This is a genomic window from uncultured Stenotrophomonas sp. (assembly GCF_945952405.1).
Lineage (GTDB): Bacteria > Pseudomonadota > Gammaproteobacteria > Xanthomonadales > Xanthomonadaceae > Stenotrophomonas.
In genome coordinates, this window is record NZ_CAMFIA010000001.1 from 343,393 (window position 1) to 363,171 (window position 19,779).

General features: G+C 67.9%; 20 protein-coding genes. 3 read left to right on the forward strand and 17 right to left on the reverse strand.

The window, feature by feature from the left end:
* The first annotated feature begins 12 nt into the window (after positions 1 to 12).
* Complete coding sequence (locus Q0P60_RS01640; protein WP_294987568.1) at positions 13 to 2,235, forward strand: methyl-accepting chemotaxis protein; 2,223 nt, start codon at positions 13 to 15, stop codon at positions 2,233 to 2,235.
* 153 nt (positions 2,236 to 2,388) lie between these two features.
* A complete protein-coding gene (locus Q0P60_RS01645; protein ID WP_294987570.1) occupies positions 2,389 to 2,757 on the forward strand; it encodes a glycine zipper 2TM domain-containing protein in 369 nt (122 codons plus the stop codon).
* Between the two features lie 128 nt (positions 2,758 to 2,885).
* Here Q0P60_RS01645 and Q0P60_RS01650 read toward each other — a convergent pair whose 3' ends face one another.
* The 5 genes from Q0P60_RS01650 to Q0P60_RS01670 form a co-directional block, all read right to left on the reverse strand.
* A complete protein-coding gene (locus Q0P60_RS01650; protein WP_294987572.1) occupies positions 2,886 to 4,013 on the reverse strand; it encodes an ABC transporter permease in 1,128 nt (375 codons plus the stop codon).
* On the reverse strand, positions 4,010 to 5,197 hold the full coding sequence (locus Q0P60_RS01655) for an ABC transporter permease (protein ID WP_294987574.1): 1,188 nt from the start codon (positions 5,195 to 5,197) through the stop codon (positions 4,010 to 4,012). Before Q0P60_RS01655 ends, Q0P60_RS01650 begins: the two co-directional genes overlap by 4 nt.
* Positions 5,182 to 6,195 (reverse strand): efflux RND transporter periplasmic adaptor subunit, encoded by a 1,014-nt coding sequence (locus Q0P60_RS01660; RefSeq protein WP_294987576.1) that lies wholly within the window; start codon positions 6,193 to 6,195, stop codon positions 5,182 to 5,184. The genes Q0P60_RS01655 and Q0P60_RS01660 overlap by 16 nt, the downstream gene beginning before the upstream one ends.
* On the reverse strand, positions 6,188 to 7,594 hold the full coding sequence (locus Q0P60_RS01665; protein WP_294987578.1) for a TolC family protein: 1,407 nt from the start codon (positions 7,592 to 7,594) through the stop codon (positions 6,188 to 6,190). Before Q0P60_RS01665 ends, Q0P60_RS01660 begins: the two co-directional genes overlap by 8 nt.
* A 78-nt stretch (positions 7,595 to 7,672) precedes the next feature.
* Positions 7,673 to 8,566 carry a LysR family transcriptional regulator ArgP gene (locus tag Q0P60_RS01670; protein ID WP_294987580.1) on the reverse strand — a complete coding sequence of 298 codons (894 nt, stop codon included), beginning with the start codon at positions 8,564 to 8,566 and terminating at the stop codon, positions 7,673 to 7,675.
* A gap of 106 nt (positions 8,567 to 8,672) precedes the next feature.
* Here Q0P60_RS01670 and Q0P60_RS01675 point away from each other — a divergent pair, with 106 nt between their 5' ends.
* The gene (locus Q0P60_RS01675; protein WP_294987582.1) at positions 8,673 to 9,287 is read left to right on the forward strand and encodes a LysE/ArgO family amino acid transporter; all 615 of its coding nucleotides are present in this window, start codon (positions 8,673 to 8,675) and stop codon (positions 9,285 to 9,287) included.
* On the opposite strand, the gene map is transcribed toward Q0P60_RS01675, so the two are convergent.
* From map to Q0P60_RS01735, 12 genes are all read right to left on the reverse strand, one after another.
* Positions 9,284 to 10,066, reverse strand: a complete 783-nt coding sequence (gene map / locus Q0P60_RS01680; protein ID WP_294987829.1) for a type I methionyl aminopeptidase — start codon at positions 10,064 to 10,066, stop codon at positions 9,284 to 9,286. The genes Q0P60_RS01675 and map overlap by 4 nt on opposite strands.
* Positions 10,067 to 10,073: 7 nt before the next feature.
* Positions 10,074 to 10,286 (reverse strand): ParD-like family protein, encoded by a 213-nt coding sequence (locus Q0P60_RS01685; RefSeq protein ID WP_294987584.1) that lies wholly within the window; start codon positions 10,284 to 10,286, stop codon positions 10,074 to 10,076.
* A gap of 192 nt (positions 10,287 to 10,478) precedes the next feature.
* Positions 10,479 to 11,363, reverse strand: coding sequence for an arginase family protein (locus Q0P60_RS01690; protein ID WP_294987586.1), 885 nt, complete (start codon positions 11,361 to 11,363; stop codon positions 10,479 to 10,481).
* A 3-nt stretch (positions 11,364 to 11,366) separates the two neighbouring features.
* On the reverse strand, positions 11,367 to 12,431 hold the full coding sequence (locus Q0P60_RS01695) for a GNAT family N-acetyltransferase (protein WP_294987588.1): 1,065 nt from the start codon (positions 12,429 to 12,431) through the stop codon (positions 11,367 to 11,369).
* 29 nt (positions 12,432 to 12,460) lie between these two features.
* Complete coding sequence (locus tag Q0P60_RS01700) at positions 12,461 to 13,861, reverse strand: aminotransferase class III-fold pyridoxal phosphate-dependent enzyme (RefSeq protein ID WP_014036434.1); 1,401 nt, start codon at positions 13,859 to 13,861, stop codon at positions 12,461 to 12,463.
* Positions 13,862 to 13,913: 52 nt separating this feature from the next.
* Positions 13,914 to 14,630, reverse strand: coding sequence for an MtnX-like HAD-IB family phosphatase (locus tag Q0P60_RS01705; protein WP_294987591.1), 717 nt, complete (start codon positions 14,628 to 14,630; stop codon positions 13,914 to 13,916).
* 167 nt (positions 14,631 to 14,797) lie between these two features.
* Positions 14,798 to 16,006, reverse strand: coding sequence for a DegT/DnrJ/EryC1/StrS family aminotransferase (locus tag Q0P60_RS01710; protein ID WP_294987593.1), 1,209 nt, complete (start codon positions 16,004 to 16,006; stop codon positions 14,798 to 14,800).
* Positions 16,007 to 16,016: 10 nt separating this feature from the next.
* On the reverse strand, positions 16,017 to 16,415 hold the full coding sequence (locus Q0P60_RS01715; protein ID WP_294987595.1) for a DMT family transporter: 399 nt from the start codon (positions 16,413 to 16,415) through the stop codon (positions 16,017 to 16,019).
* Positions 16,412 to 16,771, reverse strand: coding sequence for an EamA family transporter (locus tag Q0P60_RS01720; RefSeq protein WP_294987597.1), 360 nt, complete (start codon positions 16,769 to 16,771; stop codon positions 16,412 to 16,414). The genes Q0P60_RS01715 and Q0P60_RS01720 overlap by 4 nt, the downstream gene beginning before the upstream one ends.
* 1 nt (position 16,772) lies before the next feature.
* Positions 16,773 to 17,609, reverse strand: a complete 837-nt coding sequence (locus tag Q0P60_RS01725; protein ID WP_294987599.1) for an alpha/beta fold hydrolase — start codon at positions 17,607 to 17,609, stop codon at positions 16,773 to 16,775.
* Between the two features lie 79 nt (positions 17,610 to 17,688).
* The gene (locus Q0P60_RS01730; RefSeq protein ID WP_294987600.1) at positions 17,689 to 19,068 is read right to left on the reverse strand and encodes an ATP-binding protein; all 1,380 of its coding nucleotides are present in this window, start codon (positions 19,066 to 19,068) and stop codon (positions 17,689 to 17,691) included.
* Positions 19,065 to 19,748, reverse strand: coding sequence for a response regulator (locus tag Q0P60_RS01735; protein WP_294987602.1), 684 nt, complete (start codon positions 19,746 to 19,748; stop codon positions 19,065 to 19,067). The genes Q0P60_RS01730 and Q0P60_RS01735 overlap by 4 nt, the downstream gene beginning before the upstream one ends.
* Positions 19,749 to 19,779 lie beyond the last annotated feature (31 nt).

Below are 19,779 nucleotides of genomic sequence, written 5' to 3' on the forward strand. Positions count from 1 at the left end.
AAGGGAATTGAGATGCTCGCCTTACGCAACCTCCGAGTGGGATCCCGGCTGGGTGCCGGGTTTGGTCTGCTGCTGCTTTTCATCATGGCCATCGTCGGCCTGGTGCTGTACGGAAACCACCTGAAGTCCGCCCAGTTCGAGAAAGTGGTGGACGTCAACATGGTGAAGATGCGGCTGTTGAACGACATGCTCGATACCAATAATGCGGTGCTGATGCACCGGCGGTTGATGGTGATCAAGCGCGGCGAGGATTTCGACAAGGATTATCAGAAGGCGCAGCAGCTGTCGCAGACCTACGACGGTATCTGGGCCAAGTACATCAAGATTCCGCGCGATGCCACCGGCGATACCCTGGTGGCGCGGATCGAGGCGGCACGCAAGGCCACCGACGCATCCACCCAGCACCTGCATGAGCGGATGAAGGCGGGCGATTTCGATGGTGCCGCCAAGGAGCTGCTGGCCGAACACGGCCTGGCCACCGCATGGAATGAGGCGATCTCGAGCCTGCTGCGGCATCAGGAAGAGCTGACCGCACGTAGCCGGGAAGAGTACCGATCGACCGAATCCTGGACCGGCACCCTGTCGATCGTGTTTGGTGTGATGAGCCTGCTGCTCGGCTCGCTGGCGGCGTGGGCGATCACCCGCAGCCTGACCCGTCCGCTGGAAGGTGCGGTGAAGCTGGCCGACGGCATTGCCAGTGGCCGCCTGGACAGCGCCATCGACGCCTCCGGCAATGACGAGGTGACCCAGCTGCTCAGGTCGATGCAACGCATGCAGGCGCAGCTGCAGTCGGTGATGGCGGCGCAGGGCGAACTGGCCCGCCAGCATGACGCCGGCAGCCTCAGTTACCGCATGGATGAAAGCGCCTTCCCTGGCGACTACGGGCGCATGGTGCATGAGACGAATGCGCTGGTCGGCTCGCACGTGCAGGTGCAGAACCGGTTGATCGAGGTGATGAAACACTACGCCCGCGGCGACCTGTCGGTGGACATGGATCCGCTGCCCGGCGAGAAGGCGGCGATTACCCAGGCCATGGACGAGACCAAGGCCAGCCTGTCAGCGATCAACAGCGAGATCCGCCGCCTGGCCACGGCGGCGGCAGCGGGTGACTTCAGCCTGCGCGGCGACGAAGATCGCTTCGCCAACGATTTCCGCGACATGGTGGCCGGGCTCAACGGCCTGATGCAGACCACCGACGGCAATCTGGTGCAGGTATCGACGCTGCTGCAGGCGATCTCGCGCGGTGACCTGACGGTACGCATGCACGGTGATTTCCACGGGGTATTCGCCCGCATGCGCGACGACTGCAATGCCACCGTCGACCAGCTCAAGCAGATCGTCGGTCGTATCCAGGCCAGCGCCTCCAGCATCAACCTGGCGGCGGGCGAGATCGCCTCGGGCAATACCGACCTGTCGCGGCGTACCGAGCAGCAGGCGGCGAACCTGGAAGAGACCGCCGCCTCGATGGAGGAGCTGACCTCCACGGTGAAGCAGAATGCCGAACATGCCCGCCAAGCCAACCAGCTCGCCATCGGCGCGCATGGGGTCGCCTCACAGGGCGGCGAAGTGGTCGGCCAGGTGGTGACCACGATGTCGGGGATCGAGGCGTCGTCAAAGAAGATCGCCGAGATCATCTCGGTCATCGACGGCATCGCCTTCCAGACCAACATCCTGGCGTTGAACGCAGCGGTGGAAGCCGCGCGTGCCGGCGAGCAGGGCAGGGGCTTTGCGGTGGTGGCCAGCGAGGTGCGCACGCTGGCGCAGCGTTCAGCGGGGGCGGCCAAGGAGATCAAGGGCCTGATCGAGGATTCGGTTGGCAAGGTTGCCGACGGATCGGCGCTGGTACGCCAGGCAGGCACCACGATGGGCGAGATCGTGGCTTCGGTGCAGCGGGTGACCGACATCATGGCCGACATCTCCGCCGCCTCGCAGGAGCAGAGCTCGGGGATCGAGCAGGTCAACCAGGCGGTGGTGCAGATGGACGAGACCACCCAGCAGAATGCGGCGCTGGTGGAAGAGGCCAGTGCTGCGGCACGTTCGATGGAAGAGCAGGCCAACCTGCTGGCCGAGGCGGTTTCGGTGTTCCGTACCGGAGCGGCCACCGCTGCGGCGGTGGTGCGCCCGGCGTTGGCAGCGGTCGCCTCGACGGTCACGCCGGTGCGCCGGCCCGCAGCACTGTCGCCGCGCATCGAACCGACACTGGCGGCCAACGCCGGTGGCTGGGAAGAGTTCTAGCAAGCGAGTACGCCGGCAGGGAGACGGCGCCCATCGCGATGGGCGCGGATTTTCTTCCTGAACGGGCGATGGCCGATACCGCTGCGTCGACGCCTATTTCACTTCCGGTTGCCAACCGGGGGCGGACACTGGTGCCATACCGGACCCTAGGAGATGGCCATGAAGACCTCGACCCGATTGATTGTGCTGGGCACGCTGCTGGCGGCCTCGTCCGTCGCAGGCGCGCAGAACTATGGGCCGCGTGATGAAGGACGCAGGTTCAACGACGGCAGCCGCGTGGTCTGCAAGAACGTGGAAGTGCAGCGCAACTCACGCGACCCCAACCGTATTGCCGGTACCGCTACCGGTGCGGTGATTGGCGGCCTGCTCGGCAACCAGGTCGGCGGCGGCAACGGCAAGAAGCTGGCGACCGTGGCGGGCGCCGTGGCCGGCGGTGCAGCGGGCCGACACATCCAGGGCAACCAGCAGCAGAAGAACGGTGATCGCGTGGTCGAGCGCCGTTGCGAGCGCGTGTATCGCTGACAGCTGATGCCACCCGCGTAATCCCCTTCCGCATCGCAGTACCTCGAACGCCGGCTCAATGCCGGCGTTCGTCGTTGTGTAAAAAAGGGGACGGAGGGGATTAAGTCGCAATCCCCCAATACGGCCGCTTACGACTTAATCCCCTCCGTCCCCTTTTTAGTGAGGAGGCGCCAGGTGGCGAGGCTGCCGTAGAGCAGCAGCAGGGCGGTGAGGGTGATCAGTTCGTGGCTGACTTCGGTCAGGCGGGCGTCCATCTGGTTCAGGCGCACCATCAGGTTGATGCCGGAGGTGGTCGGCAGCAGCTGCGCCAGCCACACCAGCGGACGCGGGGTCATCACCGCCGGCCACGACAGGTTGGCCAGGAAGAACAGCGGGATGGAGGTGGCGATGATGTACTGGAAGGCACGTTCGCGGGTGCGGAAGAAGCTGCCGATGAACAGGCCGAACGCCACCGTAGCGGCAATGAACAAGGTGCCACCCAGCAGCTGCCCCAGTGGGTTGCCGCCGCGCGGATAGTCCTGCACCCAGGCGGTGAACCCGGCGTAATAGAACAGGCCGAACAGGCCGATCAGGCCGAACCCCAGGGCCATGCCGGCAAGGGTGGGCAGATCGAAGCGCAGGCGCCGGCCCAGAGCCAGGCGACGGCCACCGAGCAGGACGCCGATGCCCATCAGCAGGGTCTGGTGCACGATCAGCTCGGCCACGCCAGGCACGATCGCGCTGCCATAGCCTTCCTGGGTGTTGTACAGAGGACGCTGCACCAGGGTGACCGGCGGTGCCTGCGGCGCGCCCATGAAAGCGGCCTGGCCGACCACCGCCTCGCGCCCGAACGCACCCAGCGCGTCGGCCACGCTGCCCAGTACCCAGCTGGCGCGGCCCAGGTAGGCGCCGTTGCCGAGCAGCACCAGCTTGGCTGGATGACCGCGCAGGATGTCGCGCTCCAGGTTTGCCGGGATCAGCACGATACCTTCGGCATGGCCGGCTTCCAGCTGCTGGCGCGCGCTGTCGATGTCCGCCGGTTGCCCGACCACGCGTGCAACCCGGAGGGCATCAAGCTTTCGCAGCAGTTCGCGGCTGGTCGCGCTGTGGTCTTCATCCACCACCAGCACCGGCAGGTTGCCGGCCACCTGGTGGCGGTAGGCGGCCGGGTAGAAGAACGAGTACAGGATCACCGCGCCGACCATCACCACGATCGCATAGCGGTCGCACAGCACCGCCATCAGGGTCTGCCGCAGGCTGCGCCAGAGTGCGCTCATGCGTCGGCTCCCGCGGGCTGCGCGGCCGCGGGCGTGCGCGCGAAGGCGATCAGGCGCAGGCCACCGATGCCGCCGGCCAGCAGTGACATCAGCAGCAGCGTGCCCATCGGCCACAACGAGACCAGCAGCGGCGAACCGATGAACTGCTGCTGGGTCTGCAGCTTGATGTAGGCGCTGAGCGGCAGCAGCTGATGCCAGACGCGGGTGAACAGGGGGCCGTCCAGTACCGGGAAGGTGGCGCTGGAGAACGCCAGCGCGGTGCCGATGCTCAGGCCGACCGCGGACAGGGCGGTACCCATGTCGCGGGTCACCCCGACGAAGAACAGGGCATAGGCGGCGGTGGCGAGGTAGAACAGCGGCTGCGCAAGCAGCAGCAGGAGTACGCTGCCGGCCACGCCATCACCGCGCAGCCAGGCCAGGTAGCCGAGGCCGAGCGCACCGTACAGCGAGAACAGCAGCACGTACGGCGCGATCTTGCCGGCGATGGCGGCCCACGGCGTGCGGCCCAGCCACGCGGGCAGGGTGCCGTCGCGGATTTCGCGGCCGAGGCTGCCGGCCACCGCCAGTGCCAGCACCAGCGACAGTACCGCCGGGAAGATCAGCGGCAGCAGGAACAGTTCGTAGCTGCGCGCAGGGTTGTAGAGGATGTCCGACTGCACCGCGATCGGCGCCGCACGCAGCTTGGCCGGCCCGACCTGCAGGCCGATGCGCTCGCGCAGCAGCCGCGCGTTCCAGGCCGAGACCGCATCACCGATATCGCGCGCGGCGGACTGGCCGGTGGTCATGTAGGTGGCGTTGTAATAGGCAAACACCGTGCCCTGGCGGCCGCGCAATGCCTGCCGGGTGACGTCGCGCGGCACCAGCACGATGGCGAACACCTCCAGGCTACGCAGCTGCGAGCGCGCTTCCTCGAGGTCGGCCGGTTGCCGGGCGATGCGCACGCCCGGGCTCGCATCGAGCATGCGCAGCAGCAGTCGGCTGTCGCTGCTGTGGTCGAGGTCGACCACCGCGATCGGGATATCGCGCATCACCGAAGGGGTGAACATCCACGCCATCACCCCCAGCATCAGCAGCGGCAGCACGCTGACCAGCATCAGGTCGGCACGGTTGCTGCACAGCGCGCCCAGCTCGCGCCGCCACGAAGCGGCGAAGCCGCCGCGGTCGGGGTTCAGTGCTGGGGCCATGCGAACAGCACGCTCATGCCGGGGCGGAAGCCCTCGATGCGGCGTACCGGGCGCACCCGCACCTCGAAGCTGCGGACGTCGTAGCCGGACGATTGGCGGGTGGTACGCCAGGTCGCGTAGTCACCGGCCGGATTGATGAAGTAGACCTCGAACTCGGCGTCCTGGCCGAGTGCCGGCACGCTGCCCGTGAGCTTGCTGCCGACCTTCAGGCCCTGCATCTGCGATTCGCGCAGGTTCATCGCCACCCACATGCGGTCGATGTCGACCAGGGTGAACACCGGGTAGCCGGCCGGCACCAGTTCACCCGGGTCGGCCATGCGCTTGTTGATCTCGCCGGCGACCGGCGCGCGGCCTTCCACCTCGGCGCGCGCGGCATTGACCTCGGCCACTGCGCCCTGCGCCTGCTGCACCTGGCCCTGCGCGGCACGCTTGTCCTGCTCGCGTGCGCCGGCCAACGCCATGTCGTATTGCGCGCGCGCAGCCCGCGCCAGCTCGCGCGAACTGGTGGCCTGGGCCAGCGCTTCATCGCGCTTCTGCCGGGTCATCACGCCTTCGTTGAACAGGTTCTGCACGCGCTGGTAGGTGGCTTCGGCCAGCGTTGCACCGGCTTCGGCGCGCTTCCAGTTGGCTTCGGCGGCGCGGATGTCCTCGCTGCGCGCGCCTTCGTCGGCCTTGTCCGCGACGGCCTGCGCCGCAGCCAGCGCGCCATGGGCCTGCTGTTCCTTGGCGGCAACCTCGGGGCTGTCGAGCAGGAACAGCACCTGTCCGGGCTGTACGCGATCGCCCTCGCGGACCTTCAGTTCGGCCACGCGTGCGGTGATCTTGGCGGCCACATTGATCGTGTCCGCATCGGCCATGCCCTGGATCTGGTCAGCCGGGCTGCGCCAGGCCAGCCACAGGCCCAGCACCACCACGGTCAGCAGGACCACCACCAGGATCGGTCCCAGCCGACGCTTGCCGGGGGGCGTTGTCGCTTCGTCGTGCAGCACATCACTCATGGTCGATCACCTCATCCGCACGCCGCCGGAACTCTTCGAAACGGTCCATCTGTCCACTGACCTCCAGCAACTGTGCCAGCGCAACATCGTATTGGTAGGCGGCCTGCGCGCGCTCGACGCGGGCACCGCCGAGGCCGAGCCGTGCGTCGATCACATCCAGCGAGGTGGCCTGGCCTTCGCGGAACGCCAGTTCCTGCAGGCGCAGGTTTTCCTGGGCCTGGGCGATGCTGCTGTCGAGCAGCACGAACTGCTGGCGCGCGCTTTCCAGTTCGTTCCAGGCCTTGCGCACGCCCAGTGCCACCTGGTTCTCGGCTTCGCGCAGGCCGGCCTCGGCCTGCTCCTGCTGCGCACGCGCGGCGCTGATCTGCGCCGGTCGCGAGTTCGGCGACAGGAAGGTGTACTTCAGGCCGATGCCGAAGGCCCAGTCCGGATCGGTCAGCATTTCATCGCGGCGGCGGAAGTCGTACTGGCCGAAGGCGAAGATCTGCGGCTTCAGCTTGGCCTGCTGCACGCGCACACCCTGTTCGGCCTGCGCCACCATCGCCCGCAGGCGCGCGATCTGCGGTTGCCGCGCCTGCGCGGTACGCTCGAAGCTGGCGACCGGTTGCAGCGGCGCACGCTGCACGAACAGCGGCGATACCGGCTGCACCTCGCCGCCGCTGCGCAGCAGCGTAGCCAGCGCGGCCTTCAGCGTGGCCAGGTCGTTGACCGTCTTCTGGTATTCGCGCTCGGCCTTGTCGCGGGCCACGGTGGCCTGCAGGCGCTGGGCGCGGGTGGCGAAGCCCTCGCGCTCGAGCTTTTCCGCGTCGGACAGGTGGCGGTTGAGGCCGTCGCGTACATCGCGGCGCACGTCCACGGCCTGCTCGGCCAGGCGCTGGCCGAAATAGGCCTGCGCCAACTGCACGGTCAGTGACTGGCGCTGTGCTTCGCGCTCGGCGCTGGCCTGTTCATGGGCGGCGCTGGCGGCACGTTGCGCGGCCGGAATCACCCCGCCGGTGTACAGCGGCAGCACTGCGGTCACCACCGGGCGCGTACGCCAATCGCGCTCGGTGAATGACAGCGGCGAGTCGATGCCAAACGCTTCGGCCACCGGCGCCAGCGAACCCAGCGGCAGGGTGAGGGTCTTCTGGAACTGCAGGCGGCGCACTTCACCGGTGATCTCCGGCAGGCGCAGCAGGCGGGTCGCCTCCTGCAGGTCCTGCTTGTTGCGCACGGCGGCATCGGCGGCGGCCAGCGCATCGGAGACCTGCTCCAGCCGTTGCCGCGCCTGTTCCCAGTCCAGCGCCGGTGCATCGGCGGTACTCTGCGCCATCGCCGCGAACGGCAGGCAGGCCGCCAGGGCCATGCCGGCGACGCTCACCGAGCTGCGCATCCTTGTCCGTCGGCGGCTCACGCGCATGCCGTTCCTGTAGTGAAGAAGTGGGAAAACGGTAGTGGTCGGCGTGTGAAGCCGGGGTCTGCGGTCATCGTCTCGTCCTCAACGTAGCGTGCCGCTGGCGGCAGTGCGCAGCGCCTGGGTGATGTGCTGCAGCGTGCTTGAGCGCACGGCAGCATGCTGCCAGTACAGGGGCACATCGAGCCAGCGGCGGGGTTCCAGTACCACCACGCGGCCGGCACGTACGGCCGGTGCGACCAGGGTTTCCGGGGCCATGCCCCAGCCGAGTCCGCACGCGGCGGCTTCGACAAACCCGGTGGAAGAGGGGAGGTAGTGTAGCGGTGGCTGCAGGCGTGCGCGGGTCAAGCGTCGCACGAAGCGCCATTGCAGTTCATCTTTGCGGTTGAACACCAGCATCGGCGCGCGCGCCAATGCAGCGGCCTGCATGCCGTCGCTGAAGTAGCGCTGCGCGAACCCGGGGGCGGCGATGGCGTGGTAGCGCATGGCGCCGAGCGGATGCACGTTGCAGCCCTTCACGGGCTGGCTTTCGGCGGTGACCGCGCCGAGCACGCTGCCATCGCGCAGCAGGTGCAAGGTGTGGTCCTGGTCGTCCATGCGCAGGTCGAACAGGTAGCCGTGGCGCTGATGCAGGTCGGCGATGGCCGGCACGAACCAGGTATCCAGGGAATCGTCGTTGACCGCCAGCGGGATCGGCGTGCGTGCGCTGCCGCTGCCTTGTTCGGGCAGCAGTTCGGCCAATGCCTCGACCTCCAGGGCCTGCATTGGCCGTACCCGGCGCAGCAGTGCTTCACCGGCGGTGGTGGGGCGGCACGGTGCCTGGCGCACCAGCAGGACCTGGCCGAGCCGGTCTTCCAGTGCCTTGATCCGCTGCGACAGTGCCGAGGGGCTGATCGACAGCCGGCGCGCGGCGGCCTCGAAGCTGCCTTCCTCCAGTACCGCGGCAAACGCGGCCAGTTGCGGATGTACCAGGTCCATGCAGGCGCCTCTTCAGTTTTTCTGCACAGGATAAAGAAAAAACAGATTGTCTTAACGGGGCGATTGGCCGCACCCTGCGCGTCCCCTCGCTGCCTGCCGCGTTCCGATGTGGATTGCCGCTACCGCCGCCGGCCTGTTCGCAGGTGCCGGCCTGATCATCGCCATCGGTGCGCAGAACGCCTTCGTGCTGCGCCAGGGCCTGCAGCTGCGCCATGTCGGAAAGGTGGTGCTGGCCTGCGCCGGCGCGGACATCGCGCTGATCCTGGCCGGCGTCGGTGGCATGGGCGCGCTGGTGCTGGAGTGGCCGCAGCTGCTGCAGGTGCTGCGCTTCGGCGGCGCGGCATTCCTGCTCTGGTACGGCCTGCAGGCCGGGCTGCGCGCGTGGCGTGGTGGCAGTGCGCTGGCTGCGGCGGCGACGCACGGCGGCAGCGGGCGGCAGGTGCTGCTGACCTGCCTGGCCTTCACCCTGCTCAATCCGCACGTGTACCTGGATACGGTAGTGCTGCTCGGCAGCCTGTCCACGCGCTACCCGGGTGATCTGCGCTGGGCGTTTGCCGCTGGCGCCTGCATCGCCAGCGTGGCCTGGTTCTGCACGCTGGGCTATGGCGCGCGCCTGCTGCAGCCGGTGTTCCGCAGGCCGGCGGCCTGGCGGCTGCTGGACGCCTGCGTGGCGCTTTTCATGTTCTGCCTTGCGGCGTTGCTGCTGGTGCGCCCGCTCTAGGCGGCCTGTACCGCGCACAGCGGCGTTTCGCCGGGGCGCAGGGTGAGCACGCGCACGCCACTGCCGGTGACCGCCACGGTGTGCTCGAACTGCGCCGACAGCTTTCCATCACGGGTATACACCGGCCATTGGTCCGGCTGCTGGCGAATGGCCGGCTTGCCCTGGTTGAGCATCGGCTCGATGGTGAACACCATGCCTTCCTCCAGCGTCATGCCGGTGCCGGGATGGCCGTAGTGCAGGATCTGCGGGTCCTCGTGCATCTCCTGGCCGATGCCATGCCCGCAGTACTCCTTCACCACGCTGTAGCCGTGGCTGCGCGCATGGCGGGCGATGGCATGGCCGATGTCGCCCAGGCGCGCGCCGGGGCGTACCGCAGCGATGCCTTTCCACATTGCCTGGTAGGCGGTCTGCACCAGCCGGCGCGCGGCGTAATCGACCTCGCCAACCAGGTAGGTGGTGCTGGAATCGGCGATGTAGCCGTTCTTCTCCAGGGTGATGTCGAGGTTGACGATCTGGCCGCTGCACAGCACGTCTGCGGTGCTGGGAACGCCGTGACAGATCACGTTGTCGATCGAGGTATTGAGGACGTACGGGAAACCATACTGGCCCTTGCTGGCCGGCCGCGCCTGCAGCTCATCGACGATCATGCGCTCAACGAAATCGTTGATCTCCATCGTGCTGCGGCCTGGCAGTGGCAAGCGGTCGAGCGCGGCGAACACCTGCGCCAGCAGGCGCCCGGATTCGGCCATGCGTTCGATTTCGTCCGGCCGCTTGATGATCGCCATGTCAGGCCTGCCCGGGCGCCAGCGCCTGCGGGTGCACCCCGGCGGCGCGCAGTTCGCTGGCGACGATGTCCTGGAAGCTCAACGTGGGGTTCATCTCACAGAGCATGCCGACCCGGATCCAGAAGTTGGCCTGGGCGTTGATCGAGCGGCTGGAAACGGTGCAGGCACGGCGCAGCTGGTCGTGCAGGGTGTCATCGATGTTGACGATGCCCATGGGGAATCCTGGGAAAAGGGGTATACGAAGCGTATATGTTTCGTATATTCAATTCAAGGGTGCCGCAGCAACGCTGTAGAGCCGAGCCCATGCTGGGCTGCCGTTGGCCACAGCCGGTCAGCCGAGCATGGGCTCGGCTCTACAGGTCGCAATGCGATAGCCGACCATGGGCTCGGCGCTACAGGTCGGCGGTCAGCAGGCGGTTGGCAGCGCGGCCATGGCGGCCAGCAGCTCGCGGTTCACCTGCTGGTGCCGTGCCTGCCACACCGGCAGGTCATCGGCACTGATGTCGGGCTGGCCATCCAGCGACGACAGCCAGCGCTTGAAACGGCTCTGGTAGTTGGCCAGCGACACTTCGCCGGTGATGTCACTGCCCACCAGCCCGCCGGCGCGCAACGCCTCGATCACCACCAGGGCATGCTCCAGCTGGAAGCGGCCCTGGTCCCAGTTGCTGCGGGCCACGTCCTCGGCGAACACGTCCTTGTCGATCGACAGGTAGGTCGGCTGTGGTGACTTGGCCTGCTCGGCGGCGAAGGCGGCCACCAGCGCCTCGGGGTGCTCGAAACGGCGGAACGCGTGGCCCATGCCAAGGCGATGGCCCCAGCTGACATCCACGTCCATGCACCAGTACGTCAGGCGGCCGCCCAGCAGCGGGCGCCAGTGGTTTTCCCAGGCATGGCCGAGGCCGATGTCGCTGGAAGTGATGCCGAGCACGTGGATGTGGGAAATCTGCGGCAGCTTGCTGGCAGCGTTCACCCACGACCCGCAGTGCATGCCGAACGGGAAGCGCATGTTGTCCGGATGGTTGTCCAGCACCACCAGCTGGAACGGCTCCTGCGCGCGCATGCGGCGCAGCAGCGGCAGGCTGAGATGATGGAAGTCACCACTGCCGAGCATCACCGTGCCGAGCTGGGCCGGCAGCGGGGCCAGCACTTCAGCGGCGAAACGGTCGAGGGTGGCATTGCTGCAGGCGAAGCGCAGCGGATCGTGCCATGCCGGCAAGGCGACGGTCTGCGCCTGGGGCAGCGGCAGTACGCCGCCGTCCAGGTCCAGGATCAACGGGGAACGCAACGGCATCGTTCAGCCGCCTCCATCAGGTTCGCCCTGCAGGTACGGGGCCAGTCTGCGCAGGGCGGCGCGCAGCAGCGGGGAACGGGCGTGGATCGCGTGCCGGGTGGAGGTGAAGCGGGCACCCAGTTCGGCCTTGATCCGCGAATCGGTCCAGCCCGCCACGTAGTGGCTCAGGCCATGCTGCAGCGCGTATTCGAGGTTGTGCATCCAGCTGACCGCATACAGGTTGTGCTCGCGTGACTGCGGGTAGGCCAGACCGATGTACTTGTCCACCAGCTTTCCGGCATGCACATAGCACAGGTTCCAGCCGATCAGCTGGCCCTGGTGGCGATACAGGAACATCCGTCCCTGGCCCTGGCTGTCGGCCAGCAGGTGCTGCAGGTAGGGCAGGCCGAGCTGGTCGAAATGCACCGCGCTCTGCGCGTACACAGCCAGGTAGAGTGCATACAGTTCGGCCTGCAGCTGCGGGTCGGCCAGGGCCGGATCGCCGGTGGCGATACAGTCGATCTGCAGGTCGTCGCGCGAGCGCAGCTTGCGCCGGATGTTCTTGCGGCGCGAGGACGACAGGCGGCCGAGATAGCCGTCGAGCGAATCGAAATCGATCGCGACCCAGGCCAGCGGCATGCCCTCCAGTTCGACGAAGCCGCGCGCCCGCAACGCCTGCAGGAAGGCCGCGCTGTGCGCGTTGGCCGCGTCATCCAGCAGGGGGGAATCGATCGCCAGATCCTTGACCACCAGCAGGCGCGTATCGCCGATCGCGTGACGCGTCACGTCCTCGGCCAGCGCCTCGGCCGCAACGTGCGCCGGCAGCGGCGTGTACTCGGTGCTGGTGGCGCCCACAAAGCGGGTCCGCCAGGTGATCCACGGCCGCCACAGGCGCGACAGCGGCAGCCCGAGCAGCCTGCCGCGCAGTTCGTCGTCCATCGTGGTGGTCAGGTCCAGCGGCGCACGGAAGGTCGGCAGGCCGCTGGGCAGGCGGCCCGCCTCGAAGCCGAGCGGCGGGTGGGCCAGGAAGCCCTCCAGCAGCGCGGCCGGTTCCAGCGCGGTGCTGGAGGCGCGTGACGTCATCTCCATCGGCACGGGAACCGGCAGCGCATCCGACCTCAGCCCTTGGCCTTGGTCAGTGCCTGGTCGAGCAGGGTGATCGCCAGGTCGATCTCTTCGTAGCTGATGTCCAGCGACGGCGCGAAGGTGATCACGTTCTTGTACCAGCCACCCACGTCGAGCACGAGGCCCATGCGCTTGCCGTCGTGCAGCAGGTCACCGGCCAGGCCGATGTCCACCATGCGGTCCAGCAGTTCCTTGTTCGGGGTGTAGCCATCGGTCTGGCAGATCTCGGCACGCAGGGCCAGGCCCAGGCCGTCGACGTCGCCGATTTCCGGGTGGCGCTTCTGCAGGCCACGCAGGCCATCGAGGAAGTACGCGCCCTTTTCCGGAACGGTGCGCTCGTAATCCATTTCCTTGCCCAGCTTCAGCACTTCCAGGCCCAGGCGGGTGCCCAGCGGGTTGGAGTTGAAGGTGGAGTGGGTGGAGCCCGGCGGGAACACGGTCGGGTTGATCAATTCTTCGCGCGCCCACAGGCCCGACAGCGGGTTCAGGCCGTTGGTCAGCGCCTTGCCGAACACCAGAACGTCCGGGGTCACGCCGAAGTGCTCGATCGACCACAGCTTGCCGGTGCGCCAGAAGCCCATCTGGATTTCATCGACGACCATCAGGATGCCGTACTTGTCCAGCACGCGCTTGAGGCCGGTGAAGAAGTTGCGCGGCGGGATGACGTAGCCGCCGGTGCCCTGGATCGGCTCGACGTAGAACGCGGCGTATTCGGCCTGGCCGACCTTGGGATCCCACACGCCGTTGTATTCGCTTTCGAACAGGCGCTCGAACTGCCACACGCAGTGGTCGGAATACTCGTCCGGGGTCATGCCCTTCGGGCGACGGAACGGGTACGGGAACGGGATGAACATCGCGCGCTCGCCGAAGTGGCCGTAGCGGCGGCGGTAGCGGTAGCTGGAGGTGATTGACGATGCGCCCAGGGTACGGCCGTGGTAGCCGCCTTCAAAGGCGAACATCAGGCTCTTGCCGCCGCGCGCGTTGCGCACGATCTTCAGCGAGTCTTCGATGGCCTGCGCGCCGCCGACGTTGAAATGCACGCGACCGTCGAGGCCGAACTTCTCGTGCATGTCGACGGCAATGGTCTTGGCCAGCTGCACGCGGGTCGGGTGCAGGTACTGGCTGGCGACCTGCGGCAGGGTGTCGATCTGGTCCTTCAGCGCGTCGTTCAGGCGCTTGTTGCTGTAGCCGAAGTTGCAGGCCGAGTACCACATCTGCAGATCGAGGTAGGGCACGCCCGCACCATCGAACATGTAGCTGCCTTCGCCGCGCTGGAAGATCTTCGGCGGGTCGACGTAGTGGACGGTGTCGCCGAAGGAGCTGTAGCGGGCTTCGTCGGCCAGCAGCTGCGCGTCGGAGGCAGCCGAATCGGCGTTCTTGTCAAAAATGTTCATGCAGTTCGGTTCCGTGAAGGACGTTCGAAAGGGGGCAACAGGGGGAGCGTGCTCAGGCGGTGGCCAGCAGCAGCGGCAGTGCGGCGGGCTGCGGGCCTGCGTCGAGGCGACGTGGCTGCAGCAGGCTGCCATCGAGCAAGCGCGGCAACAGTGCGATTGCATCGTGGAAGGTATCGATGGCGGCATGCTCGATGCCGGCCTTCGTGCAATGGGTGATCAGGCGGCGCTTGGCGAACACGAAGTCGGCGTCTTCGGAGACGCAGAAGTCCGAGCTGCCGTCGCCGATCATCAGCACGCGCGGTGCTTCGTTGGCGCGCGCCTGCGCGGCGCAGGTGCACTTGCAGGTACCGCTGCGGCAACCTTCGGCCTGGTAGGGCGATTCCAGTTCCCAGTGGTCTTCGCACCAGCGCAGGTGGTTGGCCACCACCGGCAGCGGCGGCAGGCCGTGGTTGGCGAGGATGCGGTGGATCGCATAGTCCAGGCCGTCGCTGACGATGCGCAGCGGCAGGCCCAGTTGCGCGGCGCGGGTCACGAAGGCGGCGAAGCCCGGATCGATCTGCACCTGGTCCAGGTGCGCATCGAGCGTGGCCGGATCCAGCTTCAGCAGACGGACCTGGCCCTGCATGCACTCGCGCGAGCCGATCCTGCCCGCCTTCCACTGCTCTTCCAGTTCCTGCCAGCCCGGCTGGCCGTACTTCTCCAGCAGCGAGTCGATGACATCTTCGAGGCTGATGGTGCCGTCGAAGTCACACAGGATGCTCCAGTGCATGGGCAGGTCCGTCGATGAAAGGAACGTCCGGCACGATGCCGGGGCAGGCTCAATGTAGGCAGGCAGCCTTTCTCGTTCCTTTCCTGCTGAAAGCCTGCATGTGCAGGCACCGAAAGTGTTCAGGAAAGGACGATCCTGAATGGGCGGGGCGCCCGTGGAATTCCGGGTCAGGGCTGGGCATCAGCCAGCGCCTGCAGGATCCGCGCTGTCTCTTCGCGGGTCTGCCAGGCGCTGTTGCCCAGGGTCAGCATGCGGGCGGCGAAGTCGCGCGCGTTGGGCATGTCGCCGGCCGGCACGATGCCACGCAGGTAGGCATAGTCGGGCAGGGCGTGGATGAACATGCGGCTGGCGCCGAGGCCCGCCGGCCACAGGGCGTTCAAGGCGGCATCGCGGGCGCGCTGGCTGGGCAGCAGCAGCATCAGCATCGGCCAGGTGCCGCCGGTGCCGGCCAGCCCATCGACCACCTCCACCGCCGGCAGCTGTGCCAGCTGCACACGCAGCTGCAGCGCACGCAGGCGCCCAGCCTGCAGGAAGGCGGGTAACCGGCGCGCGGCGTTGGCGCCGATGTTCTGCCGCCAGTGGCTGACCCGGTGCTGCGGGATGTCCAGCGGGAAGATGTCACCGACCGCTTCTTCCAGATCGCCGCGCTGCAGTGCGCTGCGCAGCGGATTGCCATAGACCAGTGACAGCAGCGAAGGGCGGTAGCAGGCGGCCAGGCCGAGCAGCTGAAGGCTGCGCAGCAGCTCCCAGCGCAGGCTGAAACGCACCTGTTCGGCGGCATGCTCGGCCAGTGCCGCGCGCAGTTCGTCATCGCGGCTGAGCAGCAGGCCACCTTCGTGCAGGCTCAGCCCCTTGCCGGCGGCCAGGCTGAAGAAGCCGATGTCGCCGCGCAGGCCGACGCTGCTGTTGCCGACCCGTGCGCCCAGCGCCTGCGCGGCATCCTCGATCACCCAGGCACCCGCGCCACGGGCGACCTCGCAGGCCAGTTCGACGTCGGCGATGCGGCCGCCCAGGTGGGTCGGCAGGATCGCCAGCGTACGCGTATCGGCCAGCCGCTTGAGCTGGCCGGGGTCGAAGTCGAAGTGGCCGTGACGGGTATCGCACAGCTGCACCCGCAGGCCCAGGCTGTGCACCGCGATCGGGACCAGCGGGCAGGTGTAGGCCGGCATGATCACGGTGTCGCGCCTGGGCGCCCGCTTGCGCAGGGTGCGCAGGGCGATCAGCAGGGCATGGGTGCCGGAGCAGGTCAGCTGCAGCGGCGGCGTGCCGAGCTGGCTGGCCAGGATCTCGCGCAGGTCACCGCCACCGGGAAGGAAGTCGCTGGCCTGCATCGGCAGGCCGGCAGTGGGTGGCAGTTCGCGCGCGAACAGGCTCATCGCAACGCGCTCACGAGGTGCTTTCGGCGGGGCTGTGCGGGTCGTCCGCTTCGGCGCGGCCGAGGCAGACGATGCCGGCCACGATCAGCACCGCGCCGACCAGGTGGTGCAGGGTCAGCGGCTCGTTCAACAGCCACGCCGACAGTAGCAGCACGCTGATCACTTCCAGGTGCGAGGCGGCGAACGCCGGGCCGATCGGCGCATGGCGCAGCAGGCTCATCCAGGTGAAGAACGCACCAACATAACCGAGGATGGCGCCGTACACCCACGGCTGCGACAGCACGCGCAGCAGCCAGGCGCTGTTGGCCTCCACCGGCAGTGCGGCATCGCCGGCGTACTTGAAGCACAGCTGGGCCAGCGTATCGAAGGCCATCAGCAGCGGGAAGCCGATCACATACAGGCGCCTCATGAGCCGGCCCCCACCACGGCCACGCCGGCAGTGACCAGCAGCATGCCGGTCACCCGCAGCGGCGTCAGCTTCTCGCGGAACAGGATACGGCCGGCGATCATCAGCGCGACGATGTTGATCGAGCCCAGCAGCACGCCCTTGGACAGTGGCACCAGTGACAGGAACGCGATCCAGGCAACGAACTCAAGCACGTAGCAGGCGATGCCGATCCACAGCCAGGGGCGGCTGAGCATGTGCTTCCAGCGCTGCAGGCCTTCGCCCTGCTGCGGGTCGCTGGCAGCCGCCTTGAATGCCAGCTGGCCACCGGTATCGAGTATCACGTTGGTCAGCCACAGCAGCGTGGCGAGTGCCCCCATCTCAGGCCACCGCCTTGAGCACGCCGGTGCGCTCACCGATCTCGGTGAAGAAGCGCGCGCTGCGGCGGATGACGTCGCGGCGTTCGCGGTCGATGGTGATCATGTGGTAGCTGTCTTCCAGCACCACCAGTTCCTTCGGGCCACTGACCCGCGACATCACCAGCTCGGCGTTGCCCATGCTGGCCACGTCGTCTTCGCGGGCGTGCATCACCAGGCAGGGGGCGGTGACCTGGTGCAGGTGGCGGCGGGTCCAGATGCTCAGCGCACGCATTTCGGCCAGGGCGTGCCAGGGGTTGCCCGGCAGGCCGGCGGCGGCGCTGTCGCCGGACAGCATGGCAGCGCTGACCTGCGCGCGCAGGCGCTCGTCACGTAGGCCATAGGGCGGTTCTTCCATGAACATGCGGTCGCGGCCGATGTTGAAGCGCTTGAACCACGGCAGCAGGAACGACAGGCGGGCTACGGCGGGGATGTTCCAGCCGTCGTAGCGGAAGGTGGCGCCGTACACGCCGACGCCGGAGACCCATTCCGGGCGGCGCGCGGCCAGTGCCAGCGACAGTACCGCACCCATCGACAGGCCGCCGACGAACAGCTGGTCCACCTTGCCGCGCAGTGCCGCTGCCGCGTCTTCCACGCCCTGGTACCACTGTTCCCAGGTGGTCGCCAGCAGGTCGTCCACGGTGCCGCAGTGGCCGGGCAGCTGCACGCCGTGGACCGTGAAGCCGGCGTTGTTCAGCCCCTTGCCCAGCATGCGCATTTCCGCCGGGGTGCCGGTCAGGCCGTGGACCAGCAGCACGCCCTGCGGGCCACCGGGGAGGAAGAAGTCGTGCGATTCGGTCACCTGGCGGCTCCGGGACGGCAGTGGGGATGGCAGGATCGCAAGCGCGATTTTCACCAGCCTTTCAGCGCCCGGGGCCGGGTCAGGGCGCCTTCAGCAGCGGCAGCGTGATGGCCACCTTCAGCCCGCCGCCGGGACGGTTGAGGAAGCTCAGGCGCCCGCCGAAGTGCTCCACCGCCTCGTGGGCGATGGCCAGGCCCAGCCCGGTGCCACTGGCGCTGGTGCCGGGGGCGCGGAAGAAACGCTCGCCCAGCCGCGGCATCACGTCCTCCGGCACCCCTGGGCCGTTGTCCTCCACGTACAGCTCCAGATCATTGTCGTCCAGTGCGTGCACACCCACCGTGACGGTGGCACCGCGGCCGGTGTAGCGCAGCGCATTGTCGATCAGGTTGTCCAGCGCCTCCTGCAGCATGGCGCCGTTGCCGAGCACGCGCAGCGGCTGGCTGGCGCCACGGTAGCCGAGGTCGATGCCATCGCGGATCGCCTCCGGCACGCGCATCCCGACCCACTGCGGGACCCGCTCGCACAGGTCCAGGGCTTCCACGGTATCCGGCACGGTCTGCGCCCGGCTCAGCGCCAGCAGCTGGGTACTGACCCGCGCGGTACGCTGGTTGAGCCGGCGGATGTGCTGCAGGGCTTCGCGCACGGTGTCCGGATCGCCATGCGCCAGCGCCTGGTCGACGTGCAGGGCCATACCCGCCAACGGCGAGCGCAGCTGGTGGGCGGCGTCGGCGATGAAGCGGTTCTGCAGGGTGATCATTTCCGCCTGGCGGGCGAACAGGCCGTCGATGGTGCTGATCAGCGGCTGGATCTCTTCCGGTACGTCGGCATCGGAGATCGGTGCCAGTTCGCCACGGCGCTGTGCCAGGCGGGTGGTCAACGGGGTCAGGATGCGCAGGCCGTAGGTCACGCCGAACCAGACCAGCGCGGCGGTGCCCAGCGCCAGCATGGTCATCAGCGGGATGATGATCATCAGGATCTCGCGCGCGCGCTGGCGGCGGTCGGCCATGCTCTCGGCCACGGTCACCGCCAGCTGGTCCTGCGGGTCGTTCATGGCCTGCGTGCAGACGGTGGCCATGCGCACCTGCTGGCCATTGAGATGGCCGTCGTACAGGGCCGGATGCACGCCGGTGCAGTCCTGCGAGGGCGCGTACGGGCTGAAGTCGGCGTTGCCGCTGAGGGTACCCTTGCGGCTGCTGTCGACGTTGAAGTAGCGGTGGCCGTCAGGGTCGTACTCGATCAGGAAACGCGCCTGCGGAGACAGGTCGCTGGTCACCGGCATGGTGCTCAGCATCTGCGCGAACGAATGCGTGTCGTCGATCAGGTTGCGATCGTGGATGCGGTTGGAATAGTCCAGCGCAACGTAATAGGCCAGGATCGTGTTGAAGGTAAGCAGGCCCAGCATCGGCAGCGCCAGGAAGGCGAGCAGGCGCCGGCGCAGGCTGGGCGGTCCACTGATCACGAGGCGCTGTCGTCCTGGGAGTCTTCCAGCATGTAGCCCAGCCCGCGCACGGTGCGGATGCCCATGCCGCCGGGTTGCAGCTTGCGGCGCAGGCGATGCAGGGCGATGTCCAGGCCGTTGTCGGTCAGGTCCTGGCCCCAGTCGCACAGTGCTTCCACCAGCTGCGCGCGTGACACGATGCGTTCGGCGCGTACCGCCAGCGCCGACAGCAGGCCGAACTCGCGCGCGGTCAGTTCCAGCGACTGGTCGTCGATCCACACGCGGTGCCCGGCCAGGTCCAGGCGCAGGCGGCCGATGCGCAGGTCCGGGGTGCCGTTGCTGGTTACCCGGCGCAGCTGTGCGCGCACGCGCGCTTCGAATTCGTCCAGCGCGAACGGCTTGACCAGGTAGTCGTCGGCGCCAAGGTCGAGCACGCGCACACGCTCGGCCAGCCCATCGCGCGCGGTCACCACCAGCACCGCCAGCCCATCACCGCGCTGGCGCAGTCGCTGCAGTACGTCACGGCCATCCAGCTGCGGCAGGCCCAGGTCCAGCACCAGCAGCGCGTACTGGGTCGAGCCCAGCGCGGCATCTGCGTGCGCGCCGTTGTCGACGTGGTCGACCACATGCCCTTGCCGGCGCAACGAGGCGCACAGGCCGGAGGCGATGTCCGGGTCGTCTTCAGCTATCAGAACGCGCATGCGCGGGGGCTCCTGTAACGGTCTGGCCCGC

Bases quoted from the DNA above. Each gene is read 5' to 3' on its own strand.
- Q0P60_RS01710 (WP_294987593.1), bottom strand. From the start codon at position 16,006: ATGAGCCTGTTCGCGCGCGAACTGCCACCCACTGCCGGCCTGCCGATG.
- Q0P60_RS01690 (WP_294987586.1), bottom strand. From the start codon at position 11,363: ATGCCGTTGCGTTCCCCGTTGATCCTGGACCTGGACGGCGGCGTACTG.
- Q0P60_RS01695 (WP_294987588.1), bottom strand. From the start codon at position 12,431: ATGGAGATGACGTCACGCGCCTCCAGCACCGCGCTGGAACCGGCCGCG.
- Q0P60_RS01720 (WP_294987597.1), bottom strand. From the start codon at position 16,771: ATGGGGGCACTCGCCACGCTGCTGTGGCTGACCAACGTGATACTCGAT.
- Q0P60_RS01700 (WP_014036434.1), bottom strand. From the start codon at position 13,861: ATGAACATTTTTGACAAGAACGCCGATTCGGCTGCCTCCGACGCGCAG.
- Q0P60_RS01640 (WP_294987568.1), top strand. From the start codon at position 13: ATGCTCGCCTTACGCAACCTCCGAGTGGGATCCCGGCTGGGTGCCGGG.
- Q0P60_RS01665 (WP_294987578.1), bottom strand. From the start codon at position 7,594: ATGCGCGTGAGCCGCCGACGGACAAGGATGCGCAGCTCGGTGAGCGTC.
- Q0P60_RS01685 (WP_294987584.1), bottom strand. From the start codon at position 10,286: ATGGGCATCGTCAACATCGATGACACCCTGCACGACCAGCTGCGCCGT.
- Q0P60_RS01705 (WP_294987591.1), bottom strand. From the start codon at position 14,630: ATGCACTGGAGCATCCTGTGTGACTTCGACGGCACCATCAGCCTCGAA.
- Q0P60_RS01660 (WP_294987576.1), bottom strand. From the start codon at position 6,195: ATGAGTGATGTGCTGCACGACGAAGCGACAACGCCCCCCGGCAAGCGT.
- Q0P60_RS01675 (WP_294987582.1), top strand. From the start codon at position 8,673: ATGTGGATTGCCGCTACCGCCGCCGGCCTGTTCGCAGGTGCCGGCCTG.
- Q0P60_RS01715 (WP_294987595.1), bottom strand. From the start codon at position 16,415: ATGAGGCGCCTGTATGTGATCGGCTTCCCGCTGCTGATGGCCTTCGAT.
- Q0P60_RS01655 (WP_294987574.1), bottom strand. From the start codon at position 5,197: ATGGCCCCAGCACTGAACCCCGACCGCGGCGGCTTCGCCGCTTCGTGG.
- Q0P60_RS01650 (WP_294987572.1), bottom strand. From the start codon at position 4,013: ATGAGCGCACTCTGGCGCAGCCTGCGGCAGACCCTGATGGCGGTGCTG.
- Q0P60_RS01670 (WP_294987580.1), bottom strand. From the start codon at position 8,566: ATGGACCTGGTACATCCGCAACTGGCCGCGTTTGCCGCGGTACTGGAG.
- Q0P60_RS01645 (WP_294987570.1), top strand. From the start codon at position 2,389: ATGGCCATGAAGACCTCGACCCGATTGATTGTGCTGGGCACGCTGCTG.
- Q0P60_RS01735 (WP_294987602.1), bottom strand. From the start codon at position 19,748: ATGCGCGTTCTGATAGCTGAAGACGACCCGGACATCGCCTCCGGCCTG.